The sequence below is a fragment of the Legionella oakridgensis ATCC 33761 = DSM 21215 genome (assembly GCF_000512355.1).
Taxonomy (GTDB): Bacteria; Pseudomonadota; Gammaproteobacteria; order Legionellales; family Legionellaceae; genus Legionella_A; species Legionella_A oakridgensis.
In genome coordinates, this window is the sequence record NZ_CP004006.1 from 42,600 (window position 1) to 59,958 (window position 17,359).

Genomic DNA, 17,359 nt, shown 5'->3' on the forward strand with positions numbered 1-17,359 from the left:
ATCAATGGGATAAAGATGAGAATTTTCTGGGGTGGGCTTAAAAGAAAAAATCATAAATGGGCAGTTGGCAGCAAACTTTCGGAAACTAAAGGTTGGGATGAGTTAGATATTCAGCCTCAACAATCTCCTTATGTAATGAAAAAAAGATCGCATATTAAGGTTCTTTTTATTAATAGCGTAAATGGCAGTATGGGAAGATTGAGTAAAGCTTTAATGATGTATGAGGGAATTGAGGCTGACTGTATTGTGCCTTCATTTTATCCACGTAGAAATTTTGTATATCCTGGAGAGGCTAATATTTATCAAATTTTTACACATGAAGATTGGCGTCAATATTTAAAATGGGCTGTTCGGCATTATGATATCATCCAAACATCAACGTTTCCTATCTGGCCAGCTGTTGCCGAATGTTATGATTGGTTAACAAAAGTTTTGGGGCAGCGTCATGTGTGGAGGGAAACGGGTTTTGTTCATCATTATTTACACCGTGAAGAGATTTTACCTTTAAAGGATTATTTTTCCGACATTAGATCTAGGCGCCCACCACAACCTGAACGATTTTGTTGCAACACATTTCAACATAATACAACGCATTTTTTAACGGGTACAAATATGGTTTTTTACTCTTCTCCAGAAAAGGGTGCTTATTTAAATGGAAAGCATACATACTGGCTACCTACAATCAGAGATCCAGAATGTTTTAAGGTTAAAGATAAACTAGATAATAAAGATAATTTGCTTATTTATGTACCTCACCATGACAATGCTGCTTGGAAAGGTTTTACAATAATAAATCAAATGCTACGAGAATGTCGTGATGAAGGGTTGCCTATAGAAATTGTAACTGCGACTACCGCTCACCAATACTTCCCTGAAATTGTATATTTTGATTTTTCTAAAACCAAATCAGAAGATCGTAAACCTTATCCTCTGCCTTATTATATGATTCCGGAGTTATTAAATCATGTGGATATAGTTGTCGATCAAATTGTAATGGGTTGTTATGGTAATACCGCTGTAGAAGCAATGCTTACTGGAATTCCTGTGGTTGGTCAAAAACGTTATGAGGAAATTAAAGATGCGCCAATTTGGGAGGTAACTATTGATAATTTTAAAGTACGAATGCGTGAATTAATAAATAACCCTGAGCACAGGGTGCAACTCGGGAGTCAAGGACGAAATTGGGCGATTGCTCATCATTCTCCTCAAGCGGTAGCCAAAATAGCTGCTGAAAAGTATAGGATGATTCTAGAATAGCAATTTTGTGGGTATATGAGTAAAGGGATAAAATTATGGTGATTAAAGAAAATAAAAGTATTTTAAAAAAATTTTTAAAAATCACGTGAAAAATTTTATCAAAACCCCTGTTTGTTCTAAACAAAATGAGTTGAATTTTAAGTACTTTTCGGATCCTATTGTTTTTAAAAAAATAAAACAAGTTCGCTAAAGATTGCGTGTTTGATTAGTGAGCCTCTTTTTTTATGTTTAAATTATGATGCAAATTGTTTGAATATTCCTTTAGACAACTGGGAAATGTTTTTAGAAGAAAATAATCCTGATTTCATACTAATAGAATCATCATGGAAGGTATCAGCACAAGGCTGGAACTTACAAATCAATTCGATTGGACCTAATTCATTACTTTCTAAGTTAATTTATCAATGCAGAAGGAAAAACTATCCAATTGTTTTTTGGTATACAATTGACCCTATTCATATCCCTTTATTTGTTAAAACTGCTCAACTATGTGATAAAGTATATGCGGCAGATAAAAAAAGCCAACAACAGTTAGAGAATAAATTATCTGGAATTCCTGTAGGACATCTGGCCATTGCTGTGCAACCAGCTATACATAATCCATATATAATTGACACTTGGACTAAGAAAAAAAAGATAACTCCTAATTTTTCATTCCTTTTTGATGGATGGGCGGATGTAATTGAGTTTACTGAGATACTCACTCCACAATTATTGCCATTATGCAAAACCGGCCTTCATATCGTAGATTCTAAATTTAAATATAACACTAATGTTTTTAATTATACTCCAGAGCTAAACATCCATATTATGGGTAGCATGAGCTATCTTGAATTTATTTCAGCTTTAAAAAGTTATCCCATATTGTTACAACCTGATCCGACTTTATCTTCTTCTATCGCAAGAGCAAGAGCCTCATTAGAAGCAATATGCTGTGGTGCATCGGTCCTTACAAATGATATTAGTTATATAGTATTAAATGAAATAAAACTACCAAGAATGGCCTTGTTTGAAACAAACAAGCGGGCTTTTTCTTCGGACGCATTGAAATTATTAGAGGATAAAAATGAGCGTTCAAAAGCAGTTCATGTTGCTAGACGAGAAATAATGAAATCACATACTTATATGCATAGATTAGAAACAATATGTTGCGATTTGCATATTTCAACAAACTGGAATAAATTTCCTCTGGCCAGCGTGATTCTAGCCAGCAAGAGGCCTAATTATATTGAAAAATTTATTGAAACTTATGAGAAACAAACCTACCCGAATAAAGAGCTAATTATTACTTTGAATAAAAATGATATTATTGCAGCAGAAAAAATAAATAACTATATAAAAGATAAAAATAATGTGAAATTATTAATTTTACATCAAGAAAATAATATTGGGACTTGCCTTAATACTGCCATAAAAGAGGCAAATGGTGAGTTATGGTTTAAAATGGATGATGATGATTTCTATGGGGAGCATTATTTAACTGATATGGTCTTAGCATGGCAGTCTACTGAAATAGACGTATTTGGGAAGCCACTTTCTTATGTTTATTTTGAAGAAGAAAATGCAACTTATCAAATGTCAGGCAGTAGGTTTCGCAATATCATTAATTGTCAAAGATATCCGTGTGGGGCTACAATTGCAGGAACAAAAAAGTAAGTAATGTTGTCTTATTTGAAATGGGGGTTCGTGCGAGTGTTGATATTGATTTTATCAAAAAATGCATAAAAAAGGCTACACCATTTTATTGATAGATGATTATAATTTTGCAATTTTTCGCTCTTCAAAAAGTAATTTCCATACTTGGCGTAAAAACGATATTAACTTAAAAAAGGTTGCCAAAAAAATTTCACAAGGGTTTAGTAAAGAAAACATATATATATGAATCTGGCTTTGCGAAACAGAGTAATAACCCACGTCCCCCATTAAATTTTCAGGTAAAAATTAATGGGGGACGTGGGTTATTGCAGAAGCTGTTTATTGCGTGTGCTTATAATGAACTACCATTTCACCCCTCTAAAAATAACATCTTTACGAATGTTACCTTTATATTGATTAACTACCTCAAACATTCCCTGCATGACTTCCTCAGTTAAATAATGGGGTATAACGCCAATGTCCTGAAGGCCTTGATAGGTAGGGTTGTAATAATGTTCTTCCTGTTCTTTCCTTGGATTTTCAATATTTTTTATTTCAACCTGGAAGCCCAGGCTGTCACCGACTTTCTTGGTCATTTCAGCCAATTGATTGGCGGTAAAGGTTTCCATAATTTGATTGAATATGCGTAACTCGCCTTTTCTTGCTGGTGTTTTTTCTGAGGCATGCACACATTGTAAGGTATCATTAATATTTAAGTAGCCACGGGTTTGACCCCCTTTACCATATACGGTTAATGGATAGCCAACGACTGCTTGAGTGATGAAACGATTGATGATGGTGCCAAATATTTCATCGTAATTAAATAAGGTTTGTAAGCGCGAATCTAGATTAGATTCTGGAGTTTGGATTCCGTAAACCGGGCCTTGCATCAAATCGGTGGCTTTTAAATCCCACATGCGCACGCCAAACCAGAGTAAATCCGTATCCATCACTTTAGTGGTGTGATATAAGGAGCCTGCTTGCCTTGGGAATAGGAATTTATCTTTGCGTCCTTTATGTTCTATTTCAAGCCAGCCTTCCTCGATGTCAATGTTTGGTGTGCCATATTCACCCATGGTACCCAGTTTTATCATATGGGTATCGCGTGCCAGGTCTTTTAGAGCAAATACCAGGTTATTGGTGACTAACAAATTATTTTGTAAGGTTTTATTGGCGTACTTATAGTTGATGAGGGAATAAGGAGCGGAAGGTTGCTCTGCATAGTGAACTACTGTGGCTGGGATGCCAGTAAATTTTTTATTAATAGCCCATTGATATTCCACTCGACCATTAAAGAGGTCGCGCATGATTTCTGGATCAGTTAAATCGCCGATCACCACTTTAATTTCTTTCCCAGTCAATTGATGCCACAGTTGGGCGCGCTCGATTAAAGAAGGTATGGGGTAAAGCATTCCGACGTCCAACTCGACGCAGGCATTGCGGCGAAGATAATTATCCACCACAGTAACGTCATAACCACGGTTTGAAAAGTACATGGCCGTAGGCCAACCAAGATAACCATCACCACCCAGTATTAAAACATGCGCCACTTTAATTCTCCTTAAAACTCGCTTACGTCTGAAATATTTGTTGCTTCTTGGTAGAAATAGCTATGGCTTGAGCTTTCCTTTCTTGAGGATGCCGCTATATGACCGCCAGACTCCAGACAGGCCAATATATTGTTACGAATGAGGTAGTTTTTAATATCGTCTACAGACATGTGCTGTTCAGTAGAGCTGATGTATGGCCTATCAACTTCTTTACTGATAATGGTTTCATAACAGTCATAATCAATGTGTTCATAGATAGGAGGAATGGAAGGTTTTACCATAAACATATGTTGTAATTCATAGGTTCTTGCCGTTTCTTCTTCTGTCATCAATTCTTCGTATAGTTTTTCGCCAGGCTTGGCTCCAATAAATTCTATTTCAATATCTTCAGGCCGGCGTCCAAATTTGGGAGCAACGAGGTTCACCATGGCGGCAGCTAAATCCATGATGCGCATAACCGGCATTTTGGTAATGAATACTTCTCCGCCTTTTGCGAGCAGGGATGCCTCAATAACCAAATTGACGGCTTCTTCCGCGGTCATAAAAAAACGCGTCATGCGTTCATCGGTGATGGTAAGATTTTTGCCTTCTTTAATCTGTTTGTAAAAAATGGGTACGACAGAACCGCGGGAGCCAATGACATTGCCAAAACGCGTGCTGCTGAAAATGATATTGCGAGTTCCTTTCAAATTGGCCGCTGATGTCATTAGTCGTTCACCTAATAATTTGGTTGTTCCCATCACATTAGTGGAGTTGACTGCTTTGTCGCTGCTGGTGTAAATGACGCGATTGACGGAAGGCGATTCAAGGGCGGCACTGATGACATTCAAAGTGCCTTCGGCGTTTGTTTTGACGGCATCAAAGGGGCTTAATTCACTGATGATGACATGTTTCATCGCTGCGGCATGCAGGATAATATCGATGTTTTTAGCGAGGTATTTAAGTCTATCCAGATCCCTTATATCCGCGTAAAATCCATTGTAGCGTGGCTCTTTTCTATATTGGTCATTTAAATAAAAGAGTTCGGATTCATTGTTATCAAGGGCTTTTACTTCTTTAACATCTTGTTGCAAAAGTTTGTTGATTAAAACACTTCCAATGGTTCCGGCAGCGCCTGTAATTAGAATTCTTTTTCCCTTGTATACATTCTCCATGTATTCCCTCAAACAAATAGAATAGATTTAAAAATACTCCATAGCGTTGCTGAAATTAACATAAGATGGATTGATTATCCAGCATTAACCTGGCTTTTCTTTGATAGATTTCAATGATGTTAACTGCATATTCAAAAAAGGAATATTGAGGTTGATACTATGAATGTTTCCACGATTTTAGTAGCATTTTGTCTTTGTATATTACTTTTTATTAAAACACAGTAGCTAATCGTCATTTATGGAATCTATTCGTTTTACAGAGAAACTGATTGGGGAATTATCCGGGCGAGTTACAATGATTAAGGAAAAACTTGCTCATTATCATTTCTCGGGAAAAAAGATTTTTGCAACCTCCTCTTTTCAAACCCAGAGTGTGCCATTGTTGCATATTCTTTCCGAATTGGACTTTATTATCCCAATATATTTCATTGATACGGGGTATTTATTTCCGGAAACTTACCTTTTTAAAGAGCAATTGATTGCTCAATTAGGGCTGCACGTTATTACGATTAAATCGACTGTTTCAAAATTGATGCAGATAGATAAACACCATCAATTTTTATTCATGACGGATCCTGACCGCTGCTGCCATATCAACAAAATTTTGCCATTAGAATCGATTATTCAAACACATGATGTTTGGATAAGCGGGGTAAGAGAATCACAAAGCAAAGTTCGAGAAGGGTTCAATGAAGAAAACCAGGGTAAACATGGTATTGTTCGCTATCATCCCTTATTAAAATGGACTTCAAAAGAAATTTATTACTATTCAAAATACTATGGACTTCCGGAACATCCCTTGCAAGCCCAGGGTTATGTCAGTATTGGTTGTATCCCTTGCACTGCAAAATTAATGGATGCAAACACCCTATCAAGAAAAGGACGCTGGGCTGGGATGAAAAAAGAAGAGTGTGGCTTGCATACTGAATTGATGGGAGTAGAAAGCGAGTGAATGTTTTAATTACAGGAGGAGCGGGGTATATTGGTTATGAATTGACCAAGATGTTGTTGAGTGATCCGGAAATCCATCGCATCACCATTTATGACAATTTTTTACGCGCTAATTATCAATGTTTAAAAGAATTTGTGCATGCTCCCAATATTCGTTTCATCCGTGGCGATATTTTAGATGAAAGCAAACTCAAAAAAGCATTGAAAGATGTTGATGTTGTTTGTCATTTGGCCGCTGTTGTGCGAGCCCCCTACAATGAAGAGTTTACCCATTTGTTTGAGCAGGTTAATCATTGGGGTACGGCAGTACTCTGCTCATTGCTTGAAACGAGCAAAGTGAGACAATTAATTTACTTAAGCAGCGGCGCTATTTATGGAATGTCGTCGCAACCATTTTCAGTGATTGATGAACCAGTCCCAAGTACGTCGTATGGTCATTCAAAATTAAATGGTGAAAAGCAATTAGCTCGCATCAAGTCACAAATGAATTTAGTTATTTTGCGTTTGGGGAGTGTATTTGGCTATAGTCCGGCCATGCATTATGGTTCTTTAATTAACAAATTCAATTTGGCAATGGCGTTTAATGAGCCTTTATTGGTGCATGGTTGTGGTAATCAAATTAGACCTTATATTCACATCCATAGAGCGATAAAGAGCATCGCTTACTTTTTATCAGAGGATTATAAAGAGAGTGGCGGCTTGTACAATATTTATGATTTTAATGTAAGCGTTAATGAGATTCTTCAATGTTACCATGAGTTATCGCTAAATTTTGAAATGATCCACGTCAGTCAAAATCAGCGCTTGAATGATTTAAGTTTATCGGGCAGCGAACAGTTGTGGAGTTTTATTGGTAAGCCAAAGGAATTAAATTCTTATATTCAGCAAAGTTTAATTGGCTACGATTGACCACCTTGAGGAGATCCCTCAAACGGCTATGCTGTTTTCAGGATGACGGGCTGGGTTACGATAATTCCATTTATTTTTAAGCAACAGATAAAGATTTTTATTAGAACAGCTTATCTTTCCGTAGATATTCTAGAAATTCTTGCCAGGGTAAATTGAAGCTTAAACACACCTATCTTCGTGAATATATCATCAAATAGTTTTGTTTAATAAGTTTTACTAAAGACAATAATGATGCTTGGGGAGTATTAAGAAATTTTTATAATCGATTTCCAAGATGATTTGCTGGAATCATACTTTGGTGAAGAATAGCAATAACCACTATTGAGTTTGGCATAGTGAGATAATAAATCATATGACTACCATATAAAAACCGGTAAATATCTCTTCCTAAGTCATCCGCACAGCTTTTTTCCAATCAATGGCATTTCCGATAGCAGTTGCAATGTGTTTTTTAATTTTTCCAAATAATTAGTGGACTGTTTCGCCCCCCAATGCTTTAAAGTAAATTGTCTGATTTTAATGAGATCTTTTTGTGCTTGAGTTGAAAATTGATATGGGTTCATTATCAGTCAAATTTTCCATTTAATAAATCATCGAAAAAGATACTCCCTTCGATAGTTCGACCAGTAGCAATATCCTCTTTTGCCTGTTTTATGCAGGTTTTTAGATATTGCATTTTAAGAGATTCTAAATTCAGATAATCGTCAACAGACAATACGACAGCAACTGCTTTGCCATTTCGATTAATTTGAATGGGTTCGCGTTGTACTCTAAGAAGCAGATCGCCAAAATGGGTTTTTGCTTCATTGGCTGATAATGATTCCATAATATAATCTCAATTATTTCGTTCGATTTAATCATTATAGGCCAATTAAACGATAATTTCATTTATTTAAACAACAGACAAAGATTTTTATTAGAACAGCTTATCTTCCCATAGATATTCTAGAAATTCTTGCCAGGGTAATATGTTAATAGTGAGCTCATCGTTGATTTTTAAAGCCCGAGGTCGTTTGTCTTGGGACACAACCATGGCTTTAATTTGGGGATTTTCTTCGCAAAATGCGATTAAGCCTTTAAGATCCTGCTGATGTACTTGCTCATTGATTTTTACTTCAATGGCAAGATGTGCCTGAGATAAAATAAAATCCACTTCTAAACCATTTTTTGTTCGCCAATAACAGATTTCGGTTCGTTTTCGTTTCATGCCAATATAGGCCTTAAGTTCCATTAGAATATAGTGTTCAAAACTTTTGCCAGCTGCGGCTCCTTTTAAGGCTATGATTTTTTGTTTGGCAAGGTAATTAGCGACCCCCACATCAAATAAATAAAATTTTGGGGTTGCAGAAACAATATCACGCTTCACTTTTTCTTATATGGGTAAATGTGATAGCCGAGTAAGGTATCTTCCAAAATTTGAAAATAGGATTGCACGGTTGATCTATCAATGCCACAGTCTCGTGCTATGTTTGTGACATTAATCATTTCTCCATTGGTTAGCCCTGCAATATCCAAAAACTGTGCGAAGCCTCGCAGGTTGCGGACTAATCCTTCATTTCTAATTTCATCCGTTAAATAAACATCTACATAGGCTTGCAGATAATCATCAATGTATTGAGCAGATGCCAGGTAATGATTGGGAATTAGACCTTTTTGCAACGCATTTAACAGACTAAAATCAGAAATTTCCGGATAGACTAAAGGGAAAAATAAAATGGCCAAGCTCTTCCTCCCAAGATATTAGTGGATTGAGTTTTTAATTTTCTAGCACTTGAACCACACAGAATAAAATGGGCTGGACTATTTTCAATTAACCAATGGATTTCATTGAGTAGCTCCGGGATTTTTTGTATTTCATCAATAATTATCGGTTTTTTAATTTGTTCTTTTGGAGCAGCAAGAATTTCTTCTCGTAACAAATAGGGCGCTTTTGATAAACGAGCCAATTCATGTGTATCTAATAAATCATAATAAATTGATTTAGGATAGTTACTTTTTAGAAAAGAAGATTTACCGGTTTGCCTTGCTCCCCATAAAAAAGCAGACTGATGTTTCGGCAAATCCATTTTTAACTGACGTTTAAACATGCCTATTCTCGTGAACGCATCCATCAAATAGTATAACTATTTGTGGCATATGTCATCAAATAGTTATAATTTTTATTATCGATTTTCAAATTTATTTTAAGGCATACATAGAATAGCTTAACTTCGAGCCAGTATTTCTCAGTCAGATATAGATTTTATCACGCTCTATATTGATATCGATCCCTATTAGATGACAATAGATGATAACGAGGCTTATTTTATTAGAGATGGAGTGTTGTAGTTGCAGGGAGCGGAGGATTAGACTCGGGAAAACGATCATATCCAAAAAGCGGGTGCTTGTCTTTTTAAAATGTGCAGTAGGCTGTGCAGAGTCGTTCATATTCCTGGAAACTTGGCCTGTGTGCTGATGCAGTGTGCTGAATATGGTTTCATAATCGCTGGTCGGCAGGGGGGCTGTGTAACAGGCTTCCAGTTTATTAATTAAGCGAATTTTTTGCTGTAATTTTTTTTCAGAAGAAGATGACGCTTCATATTTAGAATGGAGATTACGAATTAAATCACCTAGGTTAGTGAAAAAGGTTAGTAAAAGAAGAGGTAGCACCAGCGGTGGCGTGGAGGTTGCCACCGTTAAAAGCAGTACTGCAGAAATTCCTCGCAATATAATAAGGGCCACACCCGTGCCTGAATTAATAAGATTTAGAAATTGTTTGTATTTTGTTGGTCTTTTTTCCGTAAGTCGACAGTATTGTTCTAGCGAGGATTCCAAATGTTTTTCGGCGCTCATAATGATTTCTTGCTGTTCGCGGCGAAACACCAGGTTCTTTAAATGTCTATATTGACTGACGAGCTCTGTAAAAAGCGTATCCTGTTGGTTATCTTGGTTCTTGGAGGCTTCTTCTCTTCTGTAATTATCCAGACTTAATTTAAATTTATTTGCCCTATAAAAAAGCATGGTTAAATTAGAGCTAATAGCCAGCGCAATTAATGCAAGAGTCATGGTAGGGGCTACTGACCAGGCTGCACAAGTCAATAAAAGCACAAAGGCAAGGGATGCCACGGTAATGATTTTTAATTTTTTCGGGTAATTTTTATCAAACAGAACTACTATTATCTGCAGGCTGAGGTTAAGCAGGTTTAAGGGAAATTTGAGCTGATTTAATGCGGTTTTTACAAAAAGATACTGTAGAGAAATAAATTTTGCTGTATCTTGGCCGACATTTAGTAGAGTTCTTATGATATTGGCATTTCTGCTAATGTCTTCTTCTTGCCTCCTTTTTTTTCTCGCACGAGTTATTAAGATCTTTCTAACATTCATACATGACAAATAGATGGTTATTATTAACGCTTCCTCTCTTTCTTAAAAAAGAGGTTAAGGCAACACCATAAAAAGAGAACGTTTGTGATGTTAAAACATTAACTTTAGTCCCGAAACACTTAAAATTGCGACGATACAAAGTCTTAGCTTGCCGTGTTTGAATCGTGTTGCCGCAATGCTGCCTAAAACCGCGGCAGGTACCGAACCGAGTAGTAAAGAAAACAGCAGTGAGCCGTCCACATGTCCGCCAATCAAATAGCCAAGGCCTGCAACCAGAGCTAAAGGAATGGCGTGCGCAATGTCTGTGCCAACGAGCCTGTTGGGTGTCATTCTCGCAGGGTAAAGATACAATAATGCCACGCTACCGAGTGCTCCGGCTCCGATTGATGTAAGCGAAACGAGCACGCCAAGAATGATGCCTGAGATAATGGTTAAGAGGCTTTGCTTACGATTGAAGGATTGCGCACGAGAAGATTGGAACCGGGAAAGATGGTTTTTTAACCAATTTTTGGTCAGCAAACCGAATGCTGTCAGTAAAATGACGCTGCCAATAAGGGTGGTGAGAAATTTTGAGTGGATTGTGGTTAAAAGCCCGGTTAATAAAGCCAAAATCACAACGAATGCAGCGGGCAGGCTGCCGAGCCAGAGCTTGCGAACAATTTGCCAGTCCACTTGTTGTTCACGATGATGAATGAGTAAGGCAGCAATTTTGGTTATGGTGGCAAACCATAAATCCGTGGCTACGGCAGCGGTTGGAGCAACGCCAAAGAGGAGAAGCAGGATAGGCGTCATCAAAGCGCCGCCCCCAACGCCGGTTAAGCCAACAATAAATCCGGTGAAGGCACCGGCAACTGGATACATCAAGTCCATTTTGTCCTCGTTTGCTGGGTTTATATTTTTTCGCGTCCTTCAACGTATAGAGTTTGGGGCAGTTTGTAAAGGCTTTAAATGTTATTTGAGGTCATTTGTAGTTTGGTGCATGAATGTGTTTTTGCTATACTACAAATGTAGTTTATAGCAACTTAAGTAGGATGGCTATTATGGGTATACCAATACGAATTGATGAGGCAATTTATAATGATGCAAAAAAAGTAGCTCGCGCTGAATGCCGATCTATACCCGGTCAGATTGAATTTTGGGCGAAGGTGGGAAAATGTGCGCTTGATAATCCGGATCTGCCTATTGAATTTATCAAGGACCTTTTGATCTCAAAAAATCAAGATCGTTCACTGGCAGAACCATTTGAATTTGGAGAAGAGGAAAGGGATGTCTGAAAAAAAATTATTGTAAGCCAGATGCCCGCTTTTAAAAAGGCTTATAAAAAGCTTTATGCAAATCAGAAATCAATAATTAATGAGATGATCCGAAAGATTATTGAAAATCCTGAAATTGGTGAACGTAAAAAGGAGATTTAGCTGGCGTATATGTCTATAAATCTAAGGTAGAACATCAAGAAATGTTGTTAGCTTATGAATGGGATACAAAGAAAAGATTACTTTTAGCATTGGGTGTGCATGAAAATTTTTACCGTGATTTAAAAAAGCAGCGTTAAGTCTTAATTTATAAAAAGGATTAAGTTATTTGGCAGAATTTTTTCCTGCCTTCAAGTAATCTTTTTTATTCAACAGTGGGGGGCTGTTTTCGTCCCTGGCGGGCTTTTAGAAGAAGCCTTTTGATTTGTTTCTTGCAAAAACTTTGAAACAAAAATGACGATGATTGTCCAAATAAAAATGTACCAGGCAGGAGCATAATGATTGCCTGTTACTTCTATTAATAATAGGGCGATTAAGGGGGCGGTACCACCGAAGAGGGCTTGTCCAATGTTATAACCAATCGAGGTGCCGCTGGCGCGTACGGCCGTGGGAAACATTTCTGCGATGATGGTTGGTACGGTTGCATTGATAGGAGCCAGTATGATGGCAAGTAATACCTCACTTCCCAAAACATACCACCAGTTTCCACTCATTAAAAGCCAAAAAACAGGAAATACAAATAGAAAAATACCAATAATTCCCGCAAGAAAAACAAATTTTCGGCCAAGGTAATCAGACAGTAATCCCATGACAGGAATAAGCAACGTCAGCAAAAACAAACTTATGAAATTAATGAATAATGCGTCATTTAATGAAAATTTGGCTGACTTAACCAGAAAAGAAGTCACATAAGCAATGAGAATATAGTTGACTACTGCAAGAATGCTGGTACAAATGATTGCCAATAATAATTGTTTTTGTAACGGGTGAAAACGAGTTTTACTGGCAATTCTTCGCTAGGTTTTTCCTGTAAAAAGGTAGAGGGTTCAACGCTTTTAAAGCGTAAATAGATACCTAAGATGCCTAGTATTCCTCCTATGCAATAGGCCAGGCGCCAACCCCAGTCAGCAAGTTGTTCATAAGAAATAGCTGCACTAAGTAAAGAAGCAGTAAGAGAGCCTGCAAAAATACCTAAAAATGCGGTGCATAAAACCAGGCTGCCTGCAAATCCCCGGCCGTAATTAAACATATGCTCAATCAGGAAGGTTGCCGAGCCTGGTAATTCTCCGCCAATGGCAATGCCTTGAATAAGTCGGAATAGTGTGAATAAGATGGGGGCAATGATCCCTGCGTGTTGGTAAGTAGGCAAAAACGCAATGCAAGTGGTTGTAACCGTCATGATGGCAACGGAAGCAATCAGTGCTTTTCGTCGGCCAACATGATCGGCGTAGTGGCCTAGTAAAGCGCCTCCTATAGGTCTTACCAGAAAGCCTATGGCAAATACCGTAAAAGTGGCGATCATGGAAAGAAAGTGAACGTTGGTAGGGAAAAAAATGTCTGAGAAAATGGGGGCGAAACTTGCGTACAGTAAAAAGTCATACCATTCAAGGGCATTGCCATATAATCCCGCGATGATGCTTTTCTTTTCACTTGGTTGCATAAGTGACATTCCTTTTCTGATGGGTAATAATTGAAGGAGTATTTAAGACTTAGCAACAAAATGAGGATTTTCAAATCCTTGTTTTCCATAAGACAGCGGTCTGCCATCAAGTCGTTCAACCTTGCCTCCGGCTGCAGTTAAAATGGCATGCCCTGCGGCTGTATCCCATTCCATGGTGCGTCCAAGCCGTGGATAAAGATGGGCGGCTCCCTCGGCAATTTTGCAGAATTTTAATGAAGAGCCGATGGCGATAAATTGCGTTACTTTTTATTGACCAAATACGCCTCCATGGCTGCTTGATCACCATGTGAACGACTGCCTACTACATAAAGGCCTTGATTGGTTGGGCTAATGACGTGAATGTTTTTTTATTTCCAGCCCTATCTAGTTTGATTGCCCCTCCTTTCTTAAAGCCTGCGTACAGCGTTTTTAGGGCAGGAGCAGCCACAACGCCCAATACAGGTTGATGCTCGTCAATTAAGGCAACGTTAATGGTGAATTCGCCGTTGCGATGGATGAACTCCTTGGTCCCATCCAGAGGATCGACCAACCAGAATTGTCGGGGATTTTTCCATTCCATGTGTTCAAAATCCGCATTTTCTTCAGAAATAATGGGAATATCAGGTGTTAATCCTTGGAGTTTTTGGACGATAATTTCATGGGAAGCGAGATCGGCTTGGGTCAAAGGGCTGCCGTCTGATTTAACAGAATAGTCAAAATGGTTTTGATACAGTCTCAAGACAACATCCGATGCTTCCCAAACGATATCAATAAGCTGGTTGAGCAATGATTCAGTGAGTTGAACAGGCAATGGATTATCTCCTCATTCAGAGAGTTTTAACAATTTCAGTACTTGCTCGGCGGCTTCTGGCGGCGAAAGATTTACCGTATTAATGACTAAATCCGGTGTTTCCGGTATTTCATAGCGACTGTCTACGCCGGTAAAGTTTTTGATTTTTCCAGCTTTGGCTTTTTTATATAAACCTTTAACGTCACGAGCTTCCACCACTTGGAGAGGAGCATCGACGAATATCTCCAAAAATTGGTCATTGCCAATTAAACATCGCGCCATGTCGCGCTCGGCGGCAAAAGGGGAGATAAAGGAGACGAGAGTAATAAGACCTGCTTCCGTCATCAGTTTGGCTACCTCGGCAATACGGCGGATATTTTCAGCTCGATCGGCTTCGGTAAATCCCAAATCACGATTAAGACCATGGCGGATGTTATCACCATCCAACAACATGGTGTGTTTCCCTAGGGCATTTAACTGGCGCTCAACCAGGTTGGCGATGGTTGATTTCCCAGCGCCAGACAACCCGGTAAACCAAAGCACCATCGGTTTTTGATGTTTAATGTCGGAGCGCATGGTTTTATCCACCAGTAAGTTTTGCGGATGGACATTGGTTGAGCGTCGCAGGGCGAAATGGATTAAGCCGGCAGCAACGGTGGCGTTTGACATTCGATCAATCAGAATAAAACCTCCCAATTCTCGATTGATCTCATAAGGTTCAAAAGCAATGGGTCTATCGAGGGCAATATCACAACAGCCGATTTCATTTAATGTCAATTCTTTTGCCGCCAAATGCTCCATGGTATTGATGTCAAGACGGAATTTGGGTTTGCTGGGTGTGCAAAGAGCAGTTTTTGTGCCGGTTTTTAGGAGGTATTGGCGGCCAGCTATCATCGGTTGCTCATCCATCCATAAGAGTTTTGTTTCGAACTGATCTGCTATTTCACAGGGAGCAGAGGCGGCTGCAAATACATCACCGCGAGAAACATCCACTTCATCATTCAGGGTGAACGTGACGGATTGGCCAGGGAAGGCTTTATCCAAATCGCCATCATAAGTCACAATGCGGGCAATTTCCGTTTCCTTTCCGCTAGGTAAGAGCTTGATACGGTCACCAGGACAAACTGTACCCGATGAAATGCGCCCGGTAAAACCGCGAAAATCAAGATTGGGGCGATTAATCCATTGCACCGCCATGCGAAAAGGAAAATCTTCATACGTCGTTTCAATGGCCACGTCTTCGAGATGCTGCATGAGCGTTGGGCCTTGATACCATGGTGTATGCATGGAGGGTTGAATAATGTTATCGCCTTTTAATGCAGAAACGGGAATGGCTTGAATGGTGGTAATTCCCAGTTTCTGGGCAAATGCCTGGTATTCGTCTGTAATTTGCGCATAAATGCCTGGATCATAAGCCACCAAATCCATTTTATTGATGGCCAGAATGATGTTTTTTACTCCCAGCATGGAAACAATGAAGCTGTGGCGTTTGGTTTGAGTGAGAACTCCTTTACGGGCATCAATCATCACCACGGCTAATTCTGCGGTGGAAGCGCCTGTTGCCATGTTGCGTGTATATTGTTCATGACCTGGTGTATCCGCGACAATGAATTTGCGCTTGGCGGTGGAAAAAAAACGATAAGCGACATCGATGGTAATCCCCTGCTCGCGTTCCGAAGCCAAACCATCCACCAGTAAGGCAAAATCTAAGCCTTCCCCGGTTGTGCCAAATTTTTTGCTGTCTGAAGCAAGTGCGGCAAGTTGATCGTCATAAATCATATGCGATTCGTAGAGTAATCGGCCAATCAACGTGGATTTGCCATCGTCTACGGAGCCACAAGTGATGAAGCGCAATAAGCTTTTGGTTTCATGGGCATTAAGATAAGCGGTGAAATCGTTGTTTATAAAAGAATGTGCATGCATCAAAAATACCCCTCCTGTTTTTCTTCTCCATGGAAGCCGCTCCATCATGATCAATGACTCGTCCTTGACGTTCAGACGTTGTGCTTAACAGCATTTCTTCGATAATGGCAGGTAATGTGTCCGCTTTTGATTCAATGGCGCCTGTTAATGGATAACAGCCCAGTGTGCGAAACCGTATTTGTCGCAATTGCGGTTGCTCGCCCGCAATCAGGGGCAGGCGCTCATCATCCACCATGATTAAAGCCCCATCACGTTCCACAACCGGGCGCACGCCACTATAGTAAAGTGGTACAATGTCAATTTTTTCCTGATGAATGTATTGCCAGACATCCAACTCCGTCCAATTCGACAGAGGGAATACACGTAGACTTTCCCCGGCTCGTTTGCGGGTATTGTATAAGCTCCATAGTTCCGGTCGTTGACTTTTAGGGTCCCAGCGATGGTTTTTATCACGAAACGAAAAAATACGTTCCTTGGCGCGAGACTTTTCTTCATCGCGGCGGGCACCACCAAAAGCCGCGTCAAATTGATATTTGTCCAGTGCTTGTTTTAGGGCTGCTGTTTTCATCACATCGGTATGAATGGCTGAGCCATGCGTAAAAGGATTAATGCCGGCTTCCAGTCCTTCCTGATTGACATGGACAATTAACTCAAGTCCATGCTTGGCAACCGTTCGGTCACGAAATGTTATCATTTCCCGAAATTTCCAAGTGGTGTCCACATGCAATAAAGGAAAGGGCGGTTTGGCGGGGTAAAATGCTTTTAAGGCCAAATGCAGCATCACGGAACTGTCTTTTCCAATGGAGTAAAGCATGACCGGGTTGTCTGCTTCAGCCACAACCTCGCGCATGATGTGAATACTTTCAGCTTCGAGATGTTTTAAGTGGCTTAACTTCATGTCGTCATTCCTTTTA

General features: G+C 39.2%; 20 protein-coding genes and 1 pseudogene. 6 read left to right on the plus strand and 15 right to left on the minus strand.

Annotated features, from left to right (window positions below):
* Positions 1-15 precede the first annotated feature (15 nt).
* Together LOA_RS00245 and LOA_RS00250 are read left to right on the plus strand one after the other, a co-directional pair.
* The gene (locus LOA_RS00245) at positions 16-1,257 is read left to right on the plus strand and encodes a glycosyltransferase (RefSeq protein WP_025384647.1); all 1,242 of its coding nucleotides are present in this window, start codon (positions 16-18) and stop codon (positions 1,255-1,257) included.
* 201 nt (positions 1,258-1,458) lie between these two features.
* Positions 1,459-2,913 carry a glycosyltransferase gene (locus LOA_RS00250; RefSeq protein WP_025384648.1) on the plus strand — a complete coding sequence of 485 codons (1,455 nt, stop codon included), beginning with the start codon at positions 1,459-1,461 and terminating at the stop codon, positions 2,911-2,913.
* Between the two features lie 341 nt (positions 2,914-3,254).
* Here LOA_RS00250 and LOA_RS00255 read toward each other — a convergent pair whose 3' ends face one another.
* The gene (locus LOA_RS00255; RefSeq protein ID WP_025384649.1) at positions 3,255-4,442 is read right to left on the minus strand and encodes an NAD-dependent epimerase/dehydratase family protein; all 1,188 of its coding nucleotides are present in this window, start codon (positions 4,440-4,442) and stop codon (positions 3,255-3,257) included.
* A gap of 11 nt (positions 4,443-4,453) precedes the next feature.
* Positions 4,454-5,596: an SDR family NAD(P)-dependent oxidoreductase gene (locus LOA_RS00260; protein WP_025384650.1), complete on the minus strand. Its 1,143-nt coding sequence runs from the start codon at positions 5,594-5,596 to the stop codon at positions 4,454-4,456.
* Between the two features lie 238 nt (positions 5,597-5,834).
* On the opposite strand from LOA_RS00260, the gene LOA_RS00265 reads away from it, so the two are divergent.
* Together LOA_RS00265 and LOA_RS00270 are read left to right on the plus strand one after the other, a co-directional pair.
* Positions 5,835-6,548 (plus strand): phosphoadenylyl-sulfate reductase, encoded by a 714-nt coding sequence (locus tag LOA_RS00265; RefSeq protein WP_058388923.1) that lies wholly within the window; start codon positions 5,835-5,837, stop codon positions 6,546-6,548.
* The gene (locus LOA_RS00270; protein WP_025384652.1) at positions 6,545-7,456 is read left to right on the plus strand and encodes an NAD-dependent epimerase/dehydratase family protein; all 912 of its coding nucleotides are present in this window, start codon (positions 6,545-6,547) and stop codon (positions 7,454-7,456) included. Before LOA_RS00265 ends, LOA_RS00270 begins: the two co-directional genes overlap by 4 nt.
* Before the next feature lie 392 nt (positions 7,457-7,848).
* On the opposite strand, the gene LOA_RS14975 is transcribed toward LOA_RS00270, so the two are convergent.
* The 7 genes from LOA_RS14975 to LOA_RS00295 all read right to left on the minus strand — a co-directional run bounded on the left by LOA_RS14975 (position 7,849) and on the right by LOA_RS00295 (position 11,680).
* Entirely contained in the window at positions 7,849-8,019 is a 171-nt protein-coding gene (locus LOA_RS14975) for a type II toxin-antitoxin system RelE/ParE family toxin (protein WP_237758055.1), read from the minus strand.
* A gap of 2 nt (positions 8,020-8,021) precedes the next feature.
* Positions 8,022-8,282, minus strand: coding sequence for a type II toxin-antitoxin system Phd/YefM family antitoxin (locus LOA_RS00280; RefSeq protein ID WP_025384653.1), 261 nt, complete (start codon positions 8,280-8,282; stop codon positions 8,022-8,024).
* Between the two features lie 90 nt (positions 8,283-8,372).
* Entirely contained in the window at positions 8,373-8,822 is a 450-nt protein-coding gene (locus LOA_RS14855; protein ID WP_202961888.1) for a DUF4143 domain-containing protein, read from the minus strand.
* The gene (locus LOA_RS14860; protein WP_202961889.1) at positions 8,819-9,178 is read right to left on the minus strand and encodes a DUF4143 domain-containing protein; all 360 of its coding nucleotides are present in this window, start codon (positions 9,176-9,178) and stop codon (positions 8,819-8,821) included. The genes LOA_RS14855 and LOA_RS14860 overlap by 4 nt, the downstream gene beginning before the upstream one ends.
* Positions 9,154-9,543, minus strand: coding sequence for an AAA family ATPase (locus LOA_RS14865; protein ID WP_202961890.1), 390 nt, complete (start codon positions 9,541-9,543; stop codon positions 9,154-9,156). Before LOA_RS14865 ends, LOA_RS14860 begins: the two co-directional genes overlap by 25 nt.
* A 142-nt stretch (positions 9,544-9,685) precedes the next feature.
* Complete coding sequence (locus tag LOA_RS00290) at positions 9,686-10,819, minus strand: hypothetical protein (RefSeq protein WP_025384654.1); 1,134 nt, start codon at positions 10,817-10,819, stop codon at positions 9,686-9,688.
* A 90-nt stretch (positions 10,820-10,909) separates the two neighbouring features.
* Positions 10,910-11,680, minus strand: a complete 771-nt coding sequence (locus LOA_RS00295; RefSeq protein ID WP_081726665.1) for a sulfite exporter TauE/SafE family protein — start codon at positions 11,678-11,680, stop codon at positions 10,910-10,912.
* Between the two features lie 179 nt (positions 11,681-11,859).
* Here LOA_RS00295 and LOA_RS00300 point away from each other — a divergent pair, with 179 nt between their 5' ends.
* Positions 11,860-12,093 (plus strand): ParD-like family protein, encoded by a 234-nt coding sequence (locus LOA_RS00300; protein WP_025384656.1) that lies wholly within the window; start codon positions 11,860-11,862, stop codon positions 12,091-12,093.
* 21 nt (positions 12,094-12,114) lie between these two features.
* Positions 12,115-12,371, plus strand: a pseudogene (locus LOA_RS00305) (type II toxin-antitoxin system RelE/ParE family toxin).
* Positions 12,372-12,440: 69 nt separating this feature from the next.
* On the opposite strand, the gene LOA_RS15665 reads toward LOA_RS00305, so the two are convergent.
* From LOA_RS15665 to cysD, 6 genes are all read right to left on the minus strand, one after another.
* Positions 12,441-13,037, minus strand: a complete 597-nt coding sequence (locus LOA_RS15665) for an MFS transporter (RefSeq protein ID WP_274544612.1) — start codon at positions 13,035-13,037, stop codon at positions 12,441-12,443.
* Complete coding sequence (locus LOA_RS15670) at positions 13,004-13,732, minus strand: MFS transporter (protein WP_274544613.1); 729 nt, start codon at positions 13,730-13,732, stop codon at positions 13,004-13,006. The genes LOA_RS15665 and LOA_RS15670 overlap by 34 nt, the downstream gene beginning before the upstream one ends.
* Positions 13,733-13,774: 42 nt before the next feature.
* Complete coding sequence (locus LOA_RS13985) at positions 13,775-13,984, minus strand: inositol monophosphatase family protein (RefSeq protein ID WP_148294842.1); 210 nt, start codon at positions 13,982-13,984, stop codon at positions 13,775-13,777.
* Between the two features lie 70 nt (positions 13,985-14,054).
* Positions 14,055-14,543, minus strand: coding sequence for a 3'(2'),5'-bisphosphate nucleotidase CysQ family protein (locus tag LOA_RS13990; protein ID WP_081726598.1), 489 nt, complete (start codon positions 14,541-14,543; stop codon positions 14,055-14,057).
* A gap of 12 nt (positions 14,544-14,555) precedes the next feature.
* On the minus strand, positions 14,556-16,445 hold the full coding sequence (gene cysN, locus LOA_RS00320) for a sulfate adenylyltransferase subunit CysN (protein WP_025384657.1): 1,890 nt from the start codon (positions 16,443-16,445) through the stop codon (positions 14,556-14,558).
* On the minus strand, positions 16,399-17,343 hold the full coding sequence (cysD, locus tag LOA_RS00325) for a sulfate adenylyltransferase subunit CysD (RefSeq protein WP_025384658.1): 945 nt from the start codon (positions 17,341-17,343) through the stop codon (positions 16,399-16,401). The genes cysN and cysD overlap by 47 nt, the downstream gene beginning before the upstream one ends.
* Positions 17,344-17,359: the final 16 nt, after the last annotated feature.

Excerpts from the sequence above, each read along its gene's own strand:
- LOA_RS00245 (WP_025384647.1), top strand. The coding sequence starts at position 16 with ATGAGAATTTTCTGGGGTGGGCTTAAAAGAAAAAATCATAAATGGGCA.
- LOA_RS00260 (WP_025384650.1), bottom strand. The coding sequence starts at position 5,596 with ATGGAGAATGTATACAAGGGAAAAAGAATTCTAATTACAGGCGCTGCC.
- LOA_RS00265 (WP_058388923.1), top strand. The coding sequence starts at position 5,835 with ATGGAATCTATTCGTTTTACAGAGAAACTGATTGGGGAATTATCCGGG.
- LOA_RS14975 (WP_237758055.1), bottom strand. The coding sequence starts at position 8,019 with ATGAACCCATATCAATTTTCAACTCAAGCACAAAAAGATCTCATTAAA.
- LOA_RS00280 (WP_025384653.1), bottom strand. The coding sequence starts at position 8,282 with ATGGAATCATTATCAGCCAATGAAGCAAAAACCCATTTTGGCGATCTG.
- LOA_RS14865 (WP_202961890.1), bottom strand. The coding sequence starts at position 9,543 with ATGTTTAAACGTCAGTTAAAAATGGATTTGCCGAAACATCAGTCTGCT.
- LOA_RS00290 (WP_025384654.1), bottom strand. The coding sequence starts at position 10,819 with ATGAATGTTAGAAAGATCTTAATAACTCGTGCGAGAAAAAAAAGGAGG.
- LOA_RS00295 (WP_081726665.1), bottom strand. The coding sequence starts at position 11,680 with ATGTATCCAGTTGCCGGTGCCTTCACCGGATTTATTGTTGGCTTAACC.
- LOA_RS00300 (WP_025384656.1), top strand. The coding sequence starts at position 11,860 with ATGGGTATACCAATACGAATTGATGAGGCAATTTATAATGATGCAAAA.
- LOA_RS15670 (WP_274544613.1), bottom strand. The coding sequence starts at position 13,732 with ATGCAACCAAGTGAAAAGAAAAGCATCATCGCGGGATTATATGGCAAT.
- cysN (WP_025384657.1), bottom strand. The coding sequence starts at position 16,445 with ATGCATGCACATTCTTTTATAAACAACGATTTCACCGCTTATCTTAAT.
- cysD (WP_025384658.1), bottom strand. The coding sequence starts at position 17,343 with ATGAAGTTAAGCCACTTAAAACATCTCGAAGCTGAAAGTATTCACATC.